Origin of the sequence: Halomonas sp. DP5Y7-2 (assembly GCF_019802025.1) — a bacterium.
In the GTDB taxonomy this organism is placed as follows: Bacteria; Pseudomonadota; Gammaproteobacteria; order Pseudomonadales; family Halomonadaceae; genus Halomonas; species Halomonas litopenaei_A.
In genome coordinates, this window is record NZ_JAHVHY010000006.1 from 131129 (window position 1) to 144224 (window position 13096).

A 13096-nucleotide genomic window follows, 5' to 3' on the forward strand; every position below is an offset into this window, starting at 1 on the left:
AAGGTGGTTGGACAAGACTGCGGAGATGACCAGATGGCCCAGCAAGCGCCGATAGTGGCAAGACTTTCGACCAGTGATGGCGATTTCACAGCGCGGCTTTCCGAGCTGCTGGCGTGGGAGGGGGTATCCGACCATCAGGTGCAGCAGACGGTCAGCGATATCATCACCCAGGTTCGCGAACAGGGTGATGAGGCGCTGGTAGAGCTCAGTCGGCGCCTGGATCGTCTCGAGGTGTCGAGCATGTCTGAGTTGGTGCTCGGGCCGGAACGCCTGCAGGCGGCCTACGACGGCCTGGAGAGCACTCAGCGAGATGCGTTGACCACCGCTGCCGACCGCATCCGCCGCTATCATGAGCGCCAGAAGCCAGAGTCGTGGCAGTACACCGAAGCCGATGGCACCGTGCTGGGGCAGAAAGTCACTCCGCTGGATCGTGCTGGCGTCTACGTGCCTGGTGGCAAGGCAGCGTATCCCTCATCGGTGTTGATGAATGCGGTGCCTGCCAAGGTGGCGGGTGTGGGCGAAATCGTCATGGTCGTTCCTACCCCGGATGGCGTGGTCAATGACCTGGTGCTGGCAGCTGCCCATCTTGCTGGGGTCGACAAGGTGTTTACCCTGGGTGGCGCCCAGGCGGTGGCTGCGCTGGCCTATGGCACGGCCAGCGTGCCCAGGGTCGACAAGATTGTCGGGCCAGGCAATATCTATGTCGCCACCGCCAAGCGCGCGGTGTTCGGGCAGGTCGGCATCGACATGATCGCTGGCCCGTCGGAAATCCTGATCGTCTCGGATGGCAAGACGGACCCGGAGTGGCTGGCCATGGACCTGTTTTCCCAGGCCGAGCACGACGAGATTGCACAGGCGATTCTGGTCAGTTGGGACGAACAGCACCTGGCCGAGGTAGAGCAGGCCATGCAGCGCTTGCTGCCCAGCCTGGAGCGGGAAGAGATTGCCAGGGCGTCTCTGGCCAACCGCGGTGCGCTGATTGCCTGTCGTGATGAGGCGGAAGCGATTGAGCTGATCAACCGCATTGCCCCCGAACACCTTGAGCTGTCGGTGGAGAAGCCGGAGCTGATGGTCGACCAGGTGCGGCATGCGGGGGCGATCTTCATGGGACGTCACACGGCAGAGGCGCTGGGAGATTACTGTGCTGGCCCCAATCACGTGCTGCCTACCTCCGGCACGGCCCGCTTCTCCTCGCCGCTAGGGGTCTACGACTTCCAGAAGCGGTCGTCTCTGATCCAGTGCTCGCCAGAGGGGGCGTCAGTACTCGGTGAGACGGCGTCGGTGCTGGCCCGGGGCGAGTCGCTGACGGCTCACGCGCGCTCGGCAGAGTATCGCATCAAGCGCTGATCCTGGCGTCCAGGCAGGCGCTGCTCTGCTTGGTGGTAGAACACAAAAGGCCCGGAATTTCCGGGCCTTTTGTGTTCTTGGGCGTTGTTGCCTGAGCGTTGTGGTCAGAGCTTTTTATCAACGCCTTGTTGTCAGCGCTCTGGAGGGGGCAGGGCGCGCTGGGCAGACGCTGGGGCTGGCCCAGGGACGGTCCGCGCGGTTGTCCGCAAGGAATTTTCTACAGCGGCCTTTCCACAGCGGCCTTTCCACGACGGGCCTGGAGACTGCCCGCACAGGAGGTTCAGAGAGCAGAGGGGTGCCGGCAAGCCCCCGTCAGTTGTCGGGGGCGGTTTCCTCATCCTGCAAGGCCTGTGACTGTGGTGTGGGGCGCTCGCCGACTTCCAGCGTGACGTTCAGTCGCTGACCCTTGCGTGCGACGCTGACGCTGAGTTCGGTTCCCGGTGCAACTGCGGCGATATCGCTCATGGTCCGCCGGGGGTCGATAACGGCGCGTCCGTCGACCTCCAGCAGCACATCCCCGGGTTTGAGACCCGCCTGATCGGCAGGGCCGTCGGAGACGACGCCGGCGATGATGACCCCAGCGGGGACCTGCAGTCCGAAGGAGGTCGCCAGCTCCTGGTTGAGCTCCTGGGCCTCGATGCCGAGCCAGCCGCGGATCACGCGACCGTGGGTCACCAGCTCATCCAGGATGCTGCGCGCCAGATTGGCAGGGATAGCGAAGCCGATGCCCTGGGAGCCTCCGGAACGCGAAAAGATGGCGGTGTTGATGCCGACCAGTGCCCCTTCAGGATTGACCAGGGCGCCCCCGGAGTTTCCTGGATTGATAGCCGCGTCGGTCTGAATGAAATCCTCGTAGGCATTGAGCCCCAGATGACTGCGTCCTGTGGCACTGATGATGCCCATTGTAACGGTCTGGCCTACTCCAAAGGGATTGCCGATCGCCAATGAAACATCGCCCACCGCCACTTGGCGTGAGTCGGTCAGCTCGATCACGGGCAAATCGTCGAGATCGATCTTGAGCACCGCCAGGTCGCTTTCCGGGTCGGTGCCAATGACCTGGGCCAGTGTCTCGCGGCCATCGCGCAGGGCCACCTGTACCTGGTCCGCGCCGCTGATGACGTGGTGGTTGGTCAGGACGTAGCCGTCGGCGCTGACGATGACGCCAGAACCCAGGCTCGACAGCATGCGCTGACGGGAAGGGACGTCATTGTTGCCGAAGAACTGACGGAAGAAGGGGTCCGACATAAGAGGGTGTGTGTCGCGCTCGACCACCCGAGACGAATACACATTGACCACCGCGGGCGCCGCTTTTTCGACCGCCTCGGCGTAGCTGACCGGTCCGCCCTCGCGGCTGAGGGGCGCTGCCTCGCGCACTTCCGGCGCGGGCCGCGGGGACGTCGTCGGCTCGACCGAGAGGGGTTGTTCGGGTGGGGTCAGTACCGGCGGCGATGTCAGCGTGGAGGGCGTGCGGCCCAGTCTCTCCGGGAAGGCATTGATCAGCACAATGGCCAGGAGGATGCCGGTGAGGACTGGCCAGAAATAGAGGGAAAGGGTGCGTCGCATGCGGCGGAGGTCCTTGTTTGGCGGTCGCGGGCTGGCGAGGCGGTGCGTACAATGTGCGGCATTGTAGCATCGCTGAGGTGATGCTTGTCTGGACCTGCTTCAGGAGAACCTGCATGACGCAACGTGATGAGCTGGTGGCGGCCTGTGACCAGCTGCTGAATGTGTCCCGCTTCAAGGACTACACGGAGAATGGCCTGCAGGTCGAGGGCCGTGCCAGCGTTACCCGGGTCATGTCAGGCGTGACTGCATCCCAGGCGCTGGTCGATGAGGCGGTGCGCTGGCAGGCAGATGTGCTGCTGGTGCATCACGGCTACTTCTGGAAGAACGAGCCGGTGGCGATTACCGGCATGAAGCGCAAGCGGTTGGGTGCGCTGCTGGGCAGTGACATCAATCTGCTGGCGTATCACCTGCCGTTGGACGCTCACCCTGAGCTTGGCAATAACGCCATGTTGGCGCACCGACTCGGCCTTAGCGTGGCGGGTACCCTTGATGCCCCCATGGGGGAAGGGTTGCTGTGGCACGGGCAATTGAAGCGTCCGTCGACGATCGCTGAGCTGGCTGGGGCAGTGGGTCAGGCGTTGGCGCGGGAGCCCTTGTTGGTCGAGGCACCGTCCCAGGCGCCGGTCAGTCGGGTCGCCTGGTGCACCGGTGGTGCGCAGGACATGATTGCTCAGGCAGCGGCGGCGGGGGCCGAGGTCTTTATCTCGGGTGAGATCTCCGAAAGAACCACGCATATGGCCCGAGAGTTGGGTATCCACTACTTGGCGGCAGGCCACCATGCCACCGAGCGTTATGGGGTCGAGGCGCTTGGGGAGTGGCTGAAGCAGCGCTTCGGGGTGGAGCACCGCTTTGTGGATATCGACAATCCTGCCTGACGCCATGTCGTAACAGGAAAGATAGCAAGGGATGCGCTATATGAGCGTCTGGGCGGACCATGTGGTGCGGGCCCGGCGTCACCCTCGGCTTATGTCGACAGCCCTACGCAAGAGCCCGCATTATGCGGGCTCTTGCTGTTATGCGGGCGGGAGTGCGGTTAGCGGCTAGGGTCAGAAACGAGGCGGACGCGGCTCGTCCTCATTGGCGCTGCGCAGGCCGAAGTCTTCGGACAGTGTGCCACGGTTGCCGTCGGCGTAATCGCGAGGAATCGATAGATCTTCCTCGGCGGCAGCGGTGGGCTGCACGGTGTTCTCCTGGCTGATGGCCGTGCTGCCCAGCTGTTGGGCGGAGTCATGCAGCTGGCGGTTGAGTGCCTGTGCGTCCTGGCAGACTTTTTGTGTTAGCTGCTCCATGCGCTGAAGGTGCTCATCAACACCGTCCTTCCACTCGGTCAGCTGGCGTTCGCGTTCGGTCAGCTTGAGGCGCATGCGCTGGGCGCTTCGGGCGCCACCATTGAGCAGGTGGTAACCCAGTGCGCCGAGGCCGATGCCTGCCACCAGGCAAGCCGCTGCCAGGATCATGTTGAGGTTGCTTGGTTCCACTTGGTTCTCCCTGAGCACTTTCTGACGGCCGGGCGTCTCGCCCCGGGCGTCGGGCCATTATAGAGGCTTTGTCTCATAAAGGGTCAATGCCGTGTCCTGACCGTGGGCCCCGCCTGGGTGGTTACTCTCAGCACGGCGGTCCTGCCATTCTGTCGTGGTCTGCGTATAATGCGGCTCCGAACTTGTTGACAGCCAGGACGCTACATGAGCTCTTCTGTGTCGAGCGCAGGCCGCCCAGAAACCCCGCAGGAACGCTATCAGCGTGACCTGCAGCGCGCTGATTTTACCGAAGACGCCGCCCAGGCCAACGCAGTGGCGCAGCTGCAGCGGCTGTATGACGAGCTGGTCGCGGCGCCGACACCGCGAGCACCTCAAGCGGCGCAGCGAGGTCTGACATCGCGTCTAAAGGGGTTGTTCGGGCGTGACCAGGCGCCGGAGAAGCCGCCGGTGCCCGACATTCGCGGTCTGTACTTCTGGGGAGGCGTCGGCCGCGGCAAGACGTATCTCGTCGATACGTTTTATGAGGCCTTGCCCTTTCCGCAAAAGATGCGGACGCATTTCCACCGGTTCATGCAGCGCGTCCACAACGAACTCGACCATTGCAAGGGCGAGAAGAACCCGCTGCGGCTGGTCGCCGGCAAGTTCGCGGAAGAGGCGCGAGTGATCTGCTTTGACGAGTTCTTCGTCAAGGACATTACCGATGCGATGATTCTGGCGAATTTGCTGGAAGCGCTGTTTGAGCGGGGGGTGGTGTTGGTGGCCACGTCCAACATCGTCCCTGATGACTTGTACAAGGACGGCTTGCAGCGGGCCCGTTTCCTGCCGGCGATCGACTTGCTCAATCGCCACTGTGAGGTGGTCAATGTCGATTCAGGCGTGGACTACCGTCTGCGTGCGCTGGAGCGGGCCGAGATCTTCCATCATCCCCTGGACGATGCGGCAGATCAGGAGCTAGAGCGCAGCTTTCGCGAGATCGCAGGCCAGGAGGGTGAGCATCAGGTGCCCGTCGAGGTCAATCATCGGGTTCTGCATGCCCGTCGTCTTCACGAGGACGTTGTCTGGTTCGACTTCCTCGAGCTATGCGACGGACCGCGCAGTCAGAACGATTACATCGAGCTGGCGCGCGAGTTCCATACGGTGCTGGTGTCCTGTGTGCGCAAGATGGACGGTGCCACCGATGATCAGGCACGCCGGTTTATCAACATGGTCGACGAGTTCTATGATCGCGGCGTGAAGCTGCTGATGTCGGCTGAGGTGGAGGCCGAAGCGCTGTATCACGGGGGTAAGCTCGAGTTCGAGTTTGAGCGAACGCTATCGCGGCTGCAGGAAATGCAGTCACGGGAGTATCTGGCCTTGCCGCACAAGCCGTGAGCCACCGCCGTTGGCTGTCAGGAAAAGACCCCGCTGGAGAAACAGAGGGTGACGTCGAGCGTGTGGTTGTGTAGAATGCGCGCTCGCTCGACCGTTGTGCCGACACCCCGATGGGTTGTGGTGTCGGGCAACCAAGAAAAATAGGGATGATCTCTGCACGGTGCTGCCTGGTATCGCGAGTATTCAAGCGCTATCAGGAGAAGGGCCGGGAGATCCAACACATCGAATTGGTGATTTCATCCATGAAGACGTTCAGTGCTAAGCCGCAGTCCGTCCAGCGCGACTGGTATGTCGTCGATGCCGCGGACAAGACGCTCGGTCGTCTGGCTACCGAAATTGCTCGCCGCCTGCGTGGCAAGCACAAGCCGGAATACACTCCCCATGTGGACACCGGTGACTACATCGTCGTCATCAACGCCGAGAAGGTGAAGGTGACTGGCAACAAGGCCAGCGACAAGATGTACCACCGTCACACCGGTTACCCGGGTGGCCTGCGCTCCATGACCTTCAATCAGCTGATCGACCACGCTCCTGAGCGTGTCATCGAAGGCGCCGTCAAGGGCATGCTGCCGAAGGGGCCGCTGGGTCGTGCCATGCACGCCAAGCTCAAGGTCTACGCCGGTTCCGAACATCCGCACGCTGCCCAGCAGCCGCAAGAACTGAACATCTGAGGGAATCTTCGCCATGACACAGCAGTATTACGGTACCGGGCGCCGCAAGACCTCTACCGCGCGCGTCTTCCTGAAGCCGGGCACCGGCAAGATCACCGTCAACAGCCGTGACCTGAACGAATACTTCGGCCGTGTTACCGGTCGCATGGTGGTTCGTCAGCCGCTGGAACTGACCGAGACTCTCGAGCAGTTCGACGTCTACGTCACCGTCAAGGGCGGCGGCGGCAGTGCCCAAGCTGGCGCTATCCGTCACGGCATTACCCGTGCCCTGATGCAGTACAACGAAGACTTCCGCAAGCCGCTGCGCGCAGCTGGCTACGTCACTCGTGACGCACGTGAAGTCGAGCGTAAGAAGGTCGGTCTGCGCAAGGCGCGTCGTCGCCCGCAGTTCTCCAAGCGTTAATCGATACGCTTGCCGATCGCACAGCGCCCGGGCCATTGGCCCGGGCGCTGTCGTTTTCAGATGCGGTTTTTGCGCGTGTGCGCGTGGCGTCTACGTCGGTAGCGAGCCCGAGTTCGGTCCCAGGGGCTGTCGCTCCGTGCATTTCTCGTGTCCTCTCTGCGTCTCCCGCTTCTTGTCGCTCTTCTTGTGCTTCTTCTTGTGTCTCTTCCTTTTATCCCTTCCTATCGCTTTTTCTCTAGCTCGACCTCTGATGGTCTCCTTGCGCTGCCCCCTTCTTGCTAGCGTGCATCCCTCTTGGTTTCCAGTGCGCTACCCCTTTTACCACGCTGCGTCTGCCGCGAGTGCTGTACTAGACCAGGCCGGGCGTGTGCCTGGCGTGTTCCGCGATGCGACCGTTGGTGACGCTTCGATGGGGACTTTTGTGCTGATCCGCTAGCCGTCCTGTGAGACTGGAGTTGCGGCCTTGATGCGCTTGAGGCCCTTCTTTTGCCGCAGGGCGCTCGGGCACATCGTCATAAAGTTGTTCCATGTCAAATGTATGGGGCTTGCACGGGGGGTCTTGCCCGGAGGTCTTCTTGTGCGGGTGGGGGGGATTTCCTAACATACAAGCCACTTGTATCCGTGGTCACGGACATTCAAGGGACCGTGAAAACAACAACGGATAAAGTCTGATGGGAGAAACCAGATCATGGCAGACAACGGCGTGAACAAGGGGCGGCGCCGTTTCCTCGTGGGTGCTACCTCCGTGGTTGGGGCGGTCGGCACTGTCGGGGTAGCGGTTCCCTTTGTGGCATCCTGGCAGCCGAGTGCCAGAGCGCGGGCGGCAGGGGCCCCCGTTCAGGCGGATATCTCGAAGCTCGAGCCGGGGCAGAGAATGACCGTCGAGTGGCGCGGGCGGCCTGTATGGGTCATCAATCGCACTCCAGAGATGATTGAGCGCACCGAGGCGCTGGGAGAAGACGTGCTGGCCGACCCCGAGTCTGCCAAGCCGCAGCAGCCCGGCTATGCCGGAGGCCATTTGCGCTCCATTCGGCCTGAGATCGGGGTGCTGGTAGGGATCTGTACGCACCTTGGCTGTTCGCCGCTGTTCAAGCCCGAACCCAATGCCGAAGGGGTGGGGGTAGAAGACTGGCCGGGCGGCTTCTTCTGTCCTTGCCACGGTTCGCGTTTTGATCTGGCGGGCAGGGTCTTTCGCAACGTTCCCGCTCCCGTGAACCTGGAGGTTCCGCCCTATTACTTTGTCAACGAGTCGGTCATCGTGGTCGGTGAAGACGGGGAGGGTGCGTAATGGCAAATCCCAACAAGGCCAAGGCCGAGCGCGGTCTCATGCGCTGGATCGACGATAGATTTCCGGCGACCCAGATGTGGCAGGAACATCTGTCAGAGTATTACGCGCCCAAGAACTTTAATTTCTGGTACTTCTTCGGATCCCTCGCTCTGCTGGTGCTGGTCAATCAGATTCTGACCGGCGTCTGGCTGACCATGAGTTTCAATCCCAGCGCCGAGGGCGCCTTTGCCTCCGTCGAATACATCATGCGGGATGTGGAGTACGGCTGGCTGATCCGCTACATGCACTCCACCGGTGCCTCGGCATTCTTCCTGGTGGTCTATCTGCATATGTTCCGTGGTCTGCTCTACGGCTCCTACAAGGCGCCCCGTGAGCTGGTCTGGATCTTCGGCATGGCAATCTACCTGGCGCTGATGGCCGAGGCTTTCATGGGTTACCTGCTGCCCTGGGGGCAGATGTCCTACTGGGGCGCTCAGGTCATCATTTCCCTGTTCACCGCCATCCCCGGCATCGGTCCGGATCTGGCCCAGTGGGTGCGCGGAGATTACTTGATCTCCGGGATTACCCTGAACCGCTTCTTTGCCCTGCACGTGGTGGCGCTGCCGATCGTGATCCTGGCATTGGTGGTGCTGCACATCATTGCTCTGCATGAAGTGGGCTCCAACAATCCTGATGGCATCGACATCAAGGCCAAGAAGGATGAAACCGGCAAACCGCTGGACGGGATACCCTTCCATCCCTACTACACGGTCAAGGACATCGTGGGTGTCGCCGTGTTCCTGTTTGTCTTCTGTGCGGTGATCTTCTACTTCCCCGAAGGTGGCGGGTATTTCCTCGAGAAGCCCAACTTCGAGCCGGCGAATCCCTTGAAGACCCCGGATCATATCGCGCCGGTCTGGTACTTCACGCCGTTCTACGCCATCCTGCGCGCGATTACCTTCTCGCTGTTCGGTCTTGATGCCAAGTTCCTCGGCGTCATCTTCATGGGCGCAGCCATTGCGGTGCTGTTCGTGCTGCCCTGGCTTGACCGCTCACCGGTGCGTTCCATTCGCTACAAAGGCTGGATCTCGAAGATCATGCTGGTGCTGTTTGCCATCAGCTTCGTGATTCTTGGTGTGCTTGGGGTGTTGCCACCCACGGCAGGCCGCACGTTGCTCGCCCAGGTCTGCACGGTGATCTACTTTGCCTTCTTCCTGCTTATGCCGATCTATACCCGGCTGGAGAAGACCAAACCCGTTCCTGAAAGGGTGACTGGCTAATGAAAAAGCAACTGTTCGCACTGCTCTTCGCGCTAGTCCCCATGGCCGCCTTGGCCGCGGGCGGAGAGGGGGTGCATCTGCGCAGCATGTCACCGGACCTGGAAAACCAGGCGTCTCTGCAGAGCGGGATGAAGCTTTACGTGAATTACTGCATGGGCTGTCATTCGCTCGAGTACCAGCGGTTTTCACGGGCTGCAGAAGACCTGGATATGCCTCAGGATCTGGTCGAGGATAATCTGATCTTTTCGCCGGATCTCGGCTACAACGATCAAATGCACAAGGCCATGAGCGCCGAGGATGCAGAAGTGTGGTTCGGCAAGGCGCCACCTGACCTGACCTTGGAGGCAAGGCTGCGGGGCACCGATTGGATCTACACGTACCTGCTGAGCTTCTATCGCGACAGCGAGCGGGCGACCGGGGTGAATAATGTGGTGTTCCCGTCTGTGGGTATGCCCAACGTGCTGGAGCCTCTGCAGGGGGTTCAGGAGCAGGTCTGCGCGGCGTCTGATCATGCGGTAGGCGACGCCGAGCTGGACCCGCTGACGGGCAAGTTCCAGTCCTGCGAGACGCTGCAGATCACCTCGCCCGGCAGCATGGAGCCCAAGGAGTTCGAGCAGGCCGTGTATGACCTGACCAACTTCCTTGCCTACGTCGGCGAGCCGTCCAAGCTTCATGCCCAGGCGCTGGGCCCCAAGGTGCTGATCTTCATATTTTTGTTCGGCATCGTGGCGTACTTCCTCAAGCGTGAGTATTGGCGCGACATTCATTGAGGCAGTGACAGCACGGGCGGGCGTATGGGAGACCATGCGCCCGCCGTGCGTTGTGCGCTATGATGTGGCGCCCCGTGTGGCGAAAACGCTCGCGCGAGGGTGAAAGATGTCCCCTTCTTGCCCCCCGTACAGGGGGTTGTCGTGTTATCATCCCGGCTTGAACTGATGCGAGGATTGTTTCATGGGTGTAGTGGCCAAGCGGTCGTCGATGATCTTCTATTCCGGTGGCGAGGACCATTTCAGTCACCGTGTGCGGATCGTGCTGGCTGAAAAGGGCGTCGCAGTGGATATTGTCGAAGTGACTGACGACAAGCATCCCGAGGAGCTTGCGGACCTGAACCCGTACAACAGCGTGCCGACGCTGTTGGATCGTGACCTGGTGTTGTACGAGTCCAAGGTCATGATGGAGTATCTGGACGAGCGTTTTCCGCATCCGCCGCTGCTGCCGGTCTACCCCGTTGCGCGTGCTCAGAGCCGTCTTTGGATGCACCGCATCGAGCGCGAGTGGTGCCCGATGGTCGATCGCATCCTGTCCGGCAGCAAGAAAGAAGCCGACAAGGCGCGTAAGGAACTGCGGGAGAGCTTGATAGGGATCTCGCCGATCTTCGAAGACATGCCGTTCTTCATGAGTGAAGAGTTCACTCTGGTGGACTGCTGCCTGGCGCCGATTCTGTGGCGTTTGCCCGCGCTCAACATCGAGCTGCCGGAGAAGCAGGTGCGTCCGTTGATGAGCTACATGGAAAAAGTGTTTGCTCGTGATGGCTTCCGCGCTTCTCTGTCCGAAGCCGAGCGCGAAATTCGTCCCTGAAGGCAACCTGCCCGGTGAGAGTCGGTGCTGGGTGGCGACGCGCCGTTCGGGGCCGCGAGCGGTCCCGAAAGAATGACGGCGAGAGCGCTGCGGCCTCTCGCCTTTCTGCATGTTGCCGTGGTGCGGCTGCCTGGTTGCAGGCACGGAGTACGCCCAGTGTGGCGACACCCCGGGTAGCCGGCCTCGGTCGGGACGACCCGAGTTCCCATTTGCCAACCAAGAGGGCCAAAGTATGAAGTCCAGTCGACCCTATCTGGCCAGGGCGCTCTATGAGTGGCTGCTGGATAACGAATTGACCCCCTATATCGTCGTTGATGCCGAGTACGACAATGTCGAGGTGCCGAGACAGTTTGTCCAGAATGGGCAAATCGTGCTGAACCTTGGCCCAAGTGCAGTGCGTGACCTGCATATGGGCAATGACATGATTCGGTTTTCCGCGCGTTTCAGCGGCAAGTCAGAGCTTCTCTTTGTTCCCATCCCTGCATTGATCGCGCTGTACGCTCGCGAAAACGGTGTGGGCATGGTGTTTGGTCATGAGCCTGAGTTGCCGACCGATGAGGCCAACGATGTCGATGAGGCGCCTGTGCTTGAGAGTGTCAAGCGCCCACAGGCAGACGCCGAGCCGTCGGACCAGCAGAACGCTGAGTCCAGTGGCGAGGAAGAGCGGACCTCGGCGGCAGAGGCTGACGAGACCGGCGCCGAGAGCGATGCCAAGAGCGACGCCAAGAGTGATGGGCAGGCGAAGCCTCCACGCAAGGGGCGGCCTTCGTTGCGGGTCATCAAGTAACGCTGGGGCTCACCCCTGGTAGTGCGCCGCGCTGTCACCAGGGTGTGGGTATCAGGCGGTAGCGCTGGCATTATTGCCATAAAAACGGCGTCCCCATGGGGACGCCGTTTTTTTTCGCGGTGCCGGCAGCATCAGTCGATGTAGTCGAATACCTTGACGATGCGCTCCATTCCGCCCGCGTTGGAGACAATATTTACCGCACGGTCCGCCTCGGCGTGGGTGACCAGTCCCATCAGATAAACGGTGGCGTTTTCTGTCACCACGGTGATTCTTCCGGAGTCCACCTGATCGCTGGTGGCCAATGCGGTGCGTGCCTTGGTGTCTAGCCAGGCGTCATTGAGGCGCTGGCTGGTGGGCAGGTTTGCTGCCACGGTCAGTTCGTTGTGCACGCGGCGCACGTTGCGCACTTGGCTGACCACCTCTTCGGCGCGCTGCTTGAGTTCAGCACTGGGCACCTGGCCGGTCAGCAGGACAACGCCGTTGTAGCTGTCGACGTTGATACGGGCGTCGGCCAGTCGAGCATCGGTGCGTCCCAGGTTGTGAGCCGCCTTGGTCTCGATGCTCTCGTCTTCCACCGTGGCACCCAAGGTGCGTTCGCCGTAGTCCTCGTCAATGGTGCCGGGGTTGGTCACCGAGGTGACGGTGGTGCATCCCGCCAGGGCAACGGAGAGCAGCAGGGCGGCCAGCAAGGGGCGTGTGGGACGGGTGTGGGGTTGTTTCATGATATTCACTCGTTACTCGCTTGCACCAAAAAGTTGTTCGTCGATCAGATCGCACAGGCAATGGATGACCAGCAGGTGCACCTCCTGGATGCGCGCCGTGGACGTCGCTGGGACGCGAATCTCGCAATCATCCTGTCCCAGCAGCGAGGCCATGTTGCCGCCGTCGCGGCCAGTCAGGGCCACAACGGTCATGTCGCGATCATGGGCCGCCTGGATGGCCTGGATGACGTTGGCGGAGTTGCCGCTGGTAGAGATGGCCAGCAGCACGTCGCCGGGCTGTCCCAGGGCGCGAATCTGCTTGGAGAAGACCTCGTTGTAGCTGTAATCGTTGGCAATGGAGGTCAGCGTCGAGGTGTCAGTGGTCAATGCCAAGGCTGGCAGGCTGGGACGTTCGCGCTCGAAGCGGTTCAATAGCTCAGATGAGAAGTGCTGGCTATCACCGGCGCTGCCGCCATTGCCGCAGGCCAGGATCTTGCCGTCGGTGACCAGGCACTGGACCATCATCTGGCTGGCGACCTCGATGAACGGAGGAAGCACTTCGCTGGCATAGGTCTTGGTGTCGATGCTGTCGTTGAATTGTCCGAGAATTCGGCTCTGGAAATCCATGCTGCCTTCCTGGTCCATGGGGG

General features: G+C 61.4%; 14 protein-coding genes. 10 read left to right on the forward strand and 4 right to left on the reverse strand.

Translation table 11 applies throughout. The annotated features are described in order from the left end of the window. The first annotated feature begins 33 nt into the window (after window positions 1-33). Entirely contained in the window at window positions 34-1347 is a 1314-nt protein-coding gene (gene hisD / locus KUW18_RS12780; protein ID WP_222561575.1) for a histidinol dehydrogenase, read from the forward strand. A gap of 312 nt (window positions 1348-1659) precedes the next feature. Here the strand turns inward: hisD and KUW18_RS12785 are convergent, their stop codons facing one another. Continuing rightward, window positions 1660-2910: a Do family serine endopeptidase gene (locus KUW18_RS12785; RefSeq protein WP_222163002.1), complete on the reverse strand. Its 1251-nt coding sequence runs from the start codon at window positions 2908-2910 to the stop codon at window positions 1660-1662. 113 nt (window positions 2911-3023) lie between these two features. Between KUW18_RS12785 and KUW18_RS12790 the strand changes: the two genes are divergently transcribed. Continuing rightward, window positions 3024-3785: a Nif3-like dinuclear metal center hexameric protein gene (locus KUW18_RS12790; RefSeq protein WP_206937261.1), complete on the forward strand. Its 762-nt coding sequence runs from the start codon at window positions 3024-3026 to the stop codon at window positions 3783-3785. A 171-nt stretch (window positions 3786-3956) separates the two neighbouring features. Here the strand turns inward: KUW18_RS12790 and KUW18_RS12795 are convergent, their stop codons facing one another. After that, the gene (locus KUW18_RS12795; RefSeq protein WP_206937263.1) at window positions 3957-4388 is read right to left on the reverse strand and encodes a YhcB family protein; all 432 of its coding nucleotides are present in this window, start codon (window positions 4386-4388) and stop codon (window positions 3957-3959) included. Window positions 4389-4592: 204 nt separating this feature from the next. On the opposite strand from KUW18_RS12795, the gene zapE reads away from it, so the two are divergent. The 8 genes from zapE to KUW18_RS12835 all read left to right on the forward strand — a co-directional run bounded on the left by zapE (window position 4593) and on the right by KUW18_RS12835 (window position 11745). Continuing rightward, complete coding sequence (zapE, locus tag KUW18_RS12800) at window positions 4593-5759, forward strand: cell division protein ZapE (protein WP_206937266.1); 1167 nt, start codon at window positions 4593-4595, stop codon at window positions 5757-5759. Between the two features lie 242 nt (window positions 5760-6001). Then, a complete protein-coding gene (gene rplM / locus KUW18_RS12805) occupies window positions 6002-6430 on the forward strand; it encodes a 50S ribosomal protein L13 (RefSeq protein WP_206939133.1) in 429 nt (142 codons plus the stop codon). A gap of 13 nt (window positions 6431-6443) precedes the next feature. Further along, window positions 6444-6833: a 30S ribosomal protein S9 gene (rpsI, locus tag KUW18_RS12810; protein ID WP_206937268.1), complete on the forward strand. Its 390-nt coding sequence runs from the start codon at window positions 6444-6446 to the stop codon at window positions 6831-6833. A gap of 688 nt (window positions 6834-7521) precedes the next feature. Next, window positions 7522-8121 (forward strand): ubiquinol-cytochrome c reductase iron-sulfur subunit, encoded by a 600-nt coding sequence (gene petA / locus KUW18_RS12815; protein ID WP_222163004.1) that lies wholly within the window; start codon window positions 7522-7524, stop codon window positions 8119-8121. Next, window positions 8121-9380, forward strand: a complete 1260-nt coding sequence (locus KUW18_RS12820; protein WP_222561576.1) for a cytochrome b — start codon at window positions 8121-8123, stop codon at window positions 9378-9380. Before petA ends, KUW18_RS12820 begins: the two co-directional genes overlap by 1 nt. Then, complete coding sequence (locus KUW18_RS12825; protein ID WP_222163005.1) at window positions 9380-10150, forward strand: cytochrome c1; 771 nt, start codon at window positions 9380-9382, stop codon at window positions 10148-10150. The genes KUW18_RS12820 and KUW18_RS12825 overlap by 1 nt, the downstream gene beginning before the upstream one ends. Before the next feature lie 181 nt (window positions 10151-10331). Further along, a complete protein-coding gene (gene sspA, locus KUW18_RS12830) occupies window positions 10332-10958 on the forward strand; it encodes a stringent starvation protein SspA (RefSeq protein ID WP_206937280.1) in 627 nt (208 codons plus the stop codon). A gap of 232 nt (window positions 10959-11190) precedes the next feature. Then, window positions 11191-11745 (forward strand): ClpXP protease specificity-enhancing factor, encoded by a 555-nt coding sequence (locus KUW18_RS12835; RefSeq protein ID WP_222561577.1) that lies wholly within the window; start codon window positions 11191-11193, stop codon window positions 11743-11745. A gap of 131 nt (window positions 11746-11876) precedes the next feature. Here the strand turns inward: KUW18_RS12835 and KUW18_RS12840 are convergent, their stop codons facing one another. Next, entirely contained in the window at window positions 11877-12467 is a 591-nt protein-coding gene (locus KUW18_RS12840) for a BON domain-containing protein (protein WP_222163007.1), read from the reverse strand. A 12-nt stretch (window positions 12468-12479) separates the two neighbouring features. Further along, window positions 12480-13073, reverse strand: a complete 594-nt coding sequence (locus tag KUW18_RS12845; protein ID WP_206937288.1) for a phosphoheptose isomerase — start codon at window positions 13071-13073, stop codon at window positions 12480-12482. Window positions 13074-13096 lie beyond the last annotated feature (23 nt).

Coding starts and splice junctions, on each gene's coding strand:
- petA (WP_222163004.1), top strand. CDS start 7,522: ATGGCAGACAACGGCGTGAACAAGGGGCGGCGCCGTTTCCTCGTGGGT.
- rplM (WP_206939133.1), top strand. CDS start 6,002: ATGAAGACGTTCAGTGCTAAGCCGCAGTCCGTCCAGCGCGACTGGTAT.
- hisD (WP_222561575.1), top strand. CDS start 34: ATGGCCCAGCAAGCGCCGATAGTGGCAAGACTTTCGACCAGTGATGGC.
- KUW18_RS12825 (WP_222163005.1), top strand. CDS start 9,380: ATGAAAAAGCAACTGTTCGCACTGCTCTTCGCGCTAGTCCCCATGGCC.
- sspA (WP_206937280.1), top strand. CDS start 10,332: ATGGGTGTAGTGGCCAAGCGGTCGTCGATGATCTTCTATTCCGGTGGC.
- rpsI (WP_206937268.1), top strand. CDS start 6,444: ATGACACAGCAGTATTACGGTACCGGGCGCCGCAAGACCTCTACCGCG.
- zapE (WP_206937266.1), top strand. CDS start 4,593: ATGAGCTCTTCTGTGTCGAGCGCAGGCCGCCCAGAAACCCCGCAGGAA.
- KUW18_RS12785 (WP_222163002.1), bottom strand. CDS start 2,910: ATGCGACGCACCCTTTCCCTCTATTTCTGGCCAGTCCTCACCGGCATC.
- KUW18_RS12820 (WP_222561576.1), top strand. CDS start 8,121: ATGGCAAATCCCAACAAGGCCAAGGCCGAGCGCGGTCTCATGCGCTGG.
- KUW18_RS12790 (WP_206937261.1), top strand. CDS start 3,024: ATGACGCAACGTGATGAGCTGGTGGCGGCCTGTGACCAGCTGCTGAAT.
- KUW18_RS12840 (WP_222163007.1), bottom strand. CDS start 12,467: ATGAAACAACCCCACACCCGTCCCACACGCCCCTTGCTGGCCGCCCTG.
- KUW18_RS12845 (WP_206937288.1), bottom strand. CDS start 13,073: ATGGATTTCCAGAGCCGAATTCTCGGACAATTCAACGACAGCATCGAC.
- KUW18_RS12835 (WP_222561577.1), top strand. CDS start 11,191: ATGAAGTCCAGTCGACCCTATCTGGCCAGGGCGCTCTATGAGTGGCTG.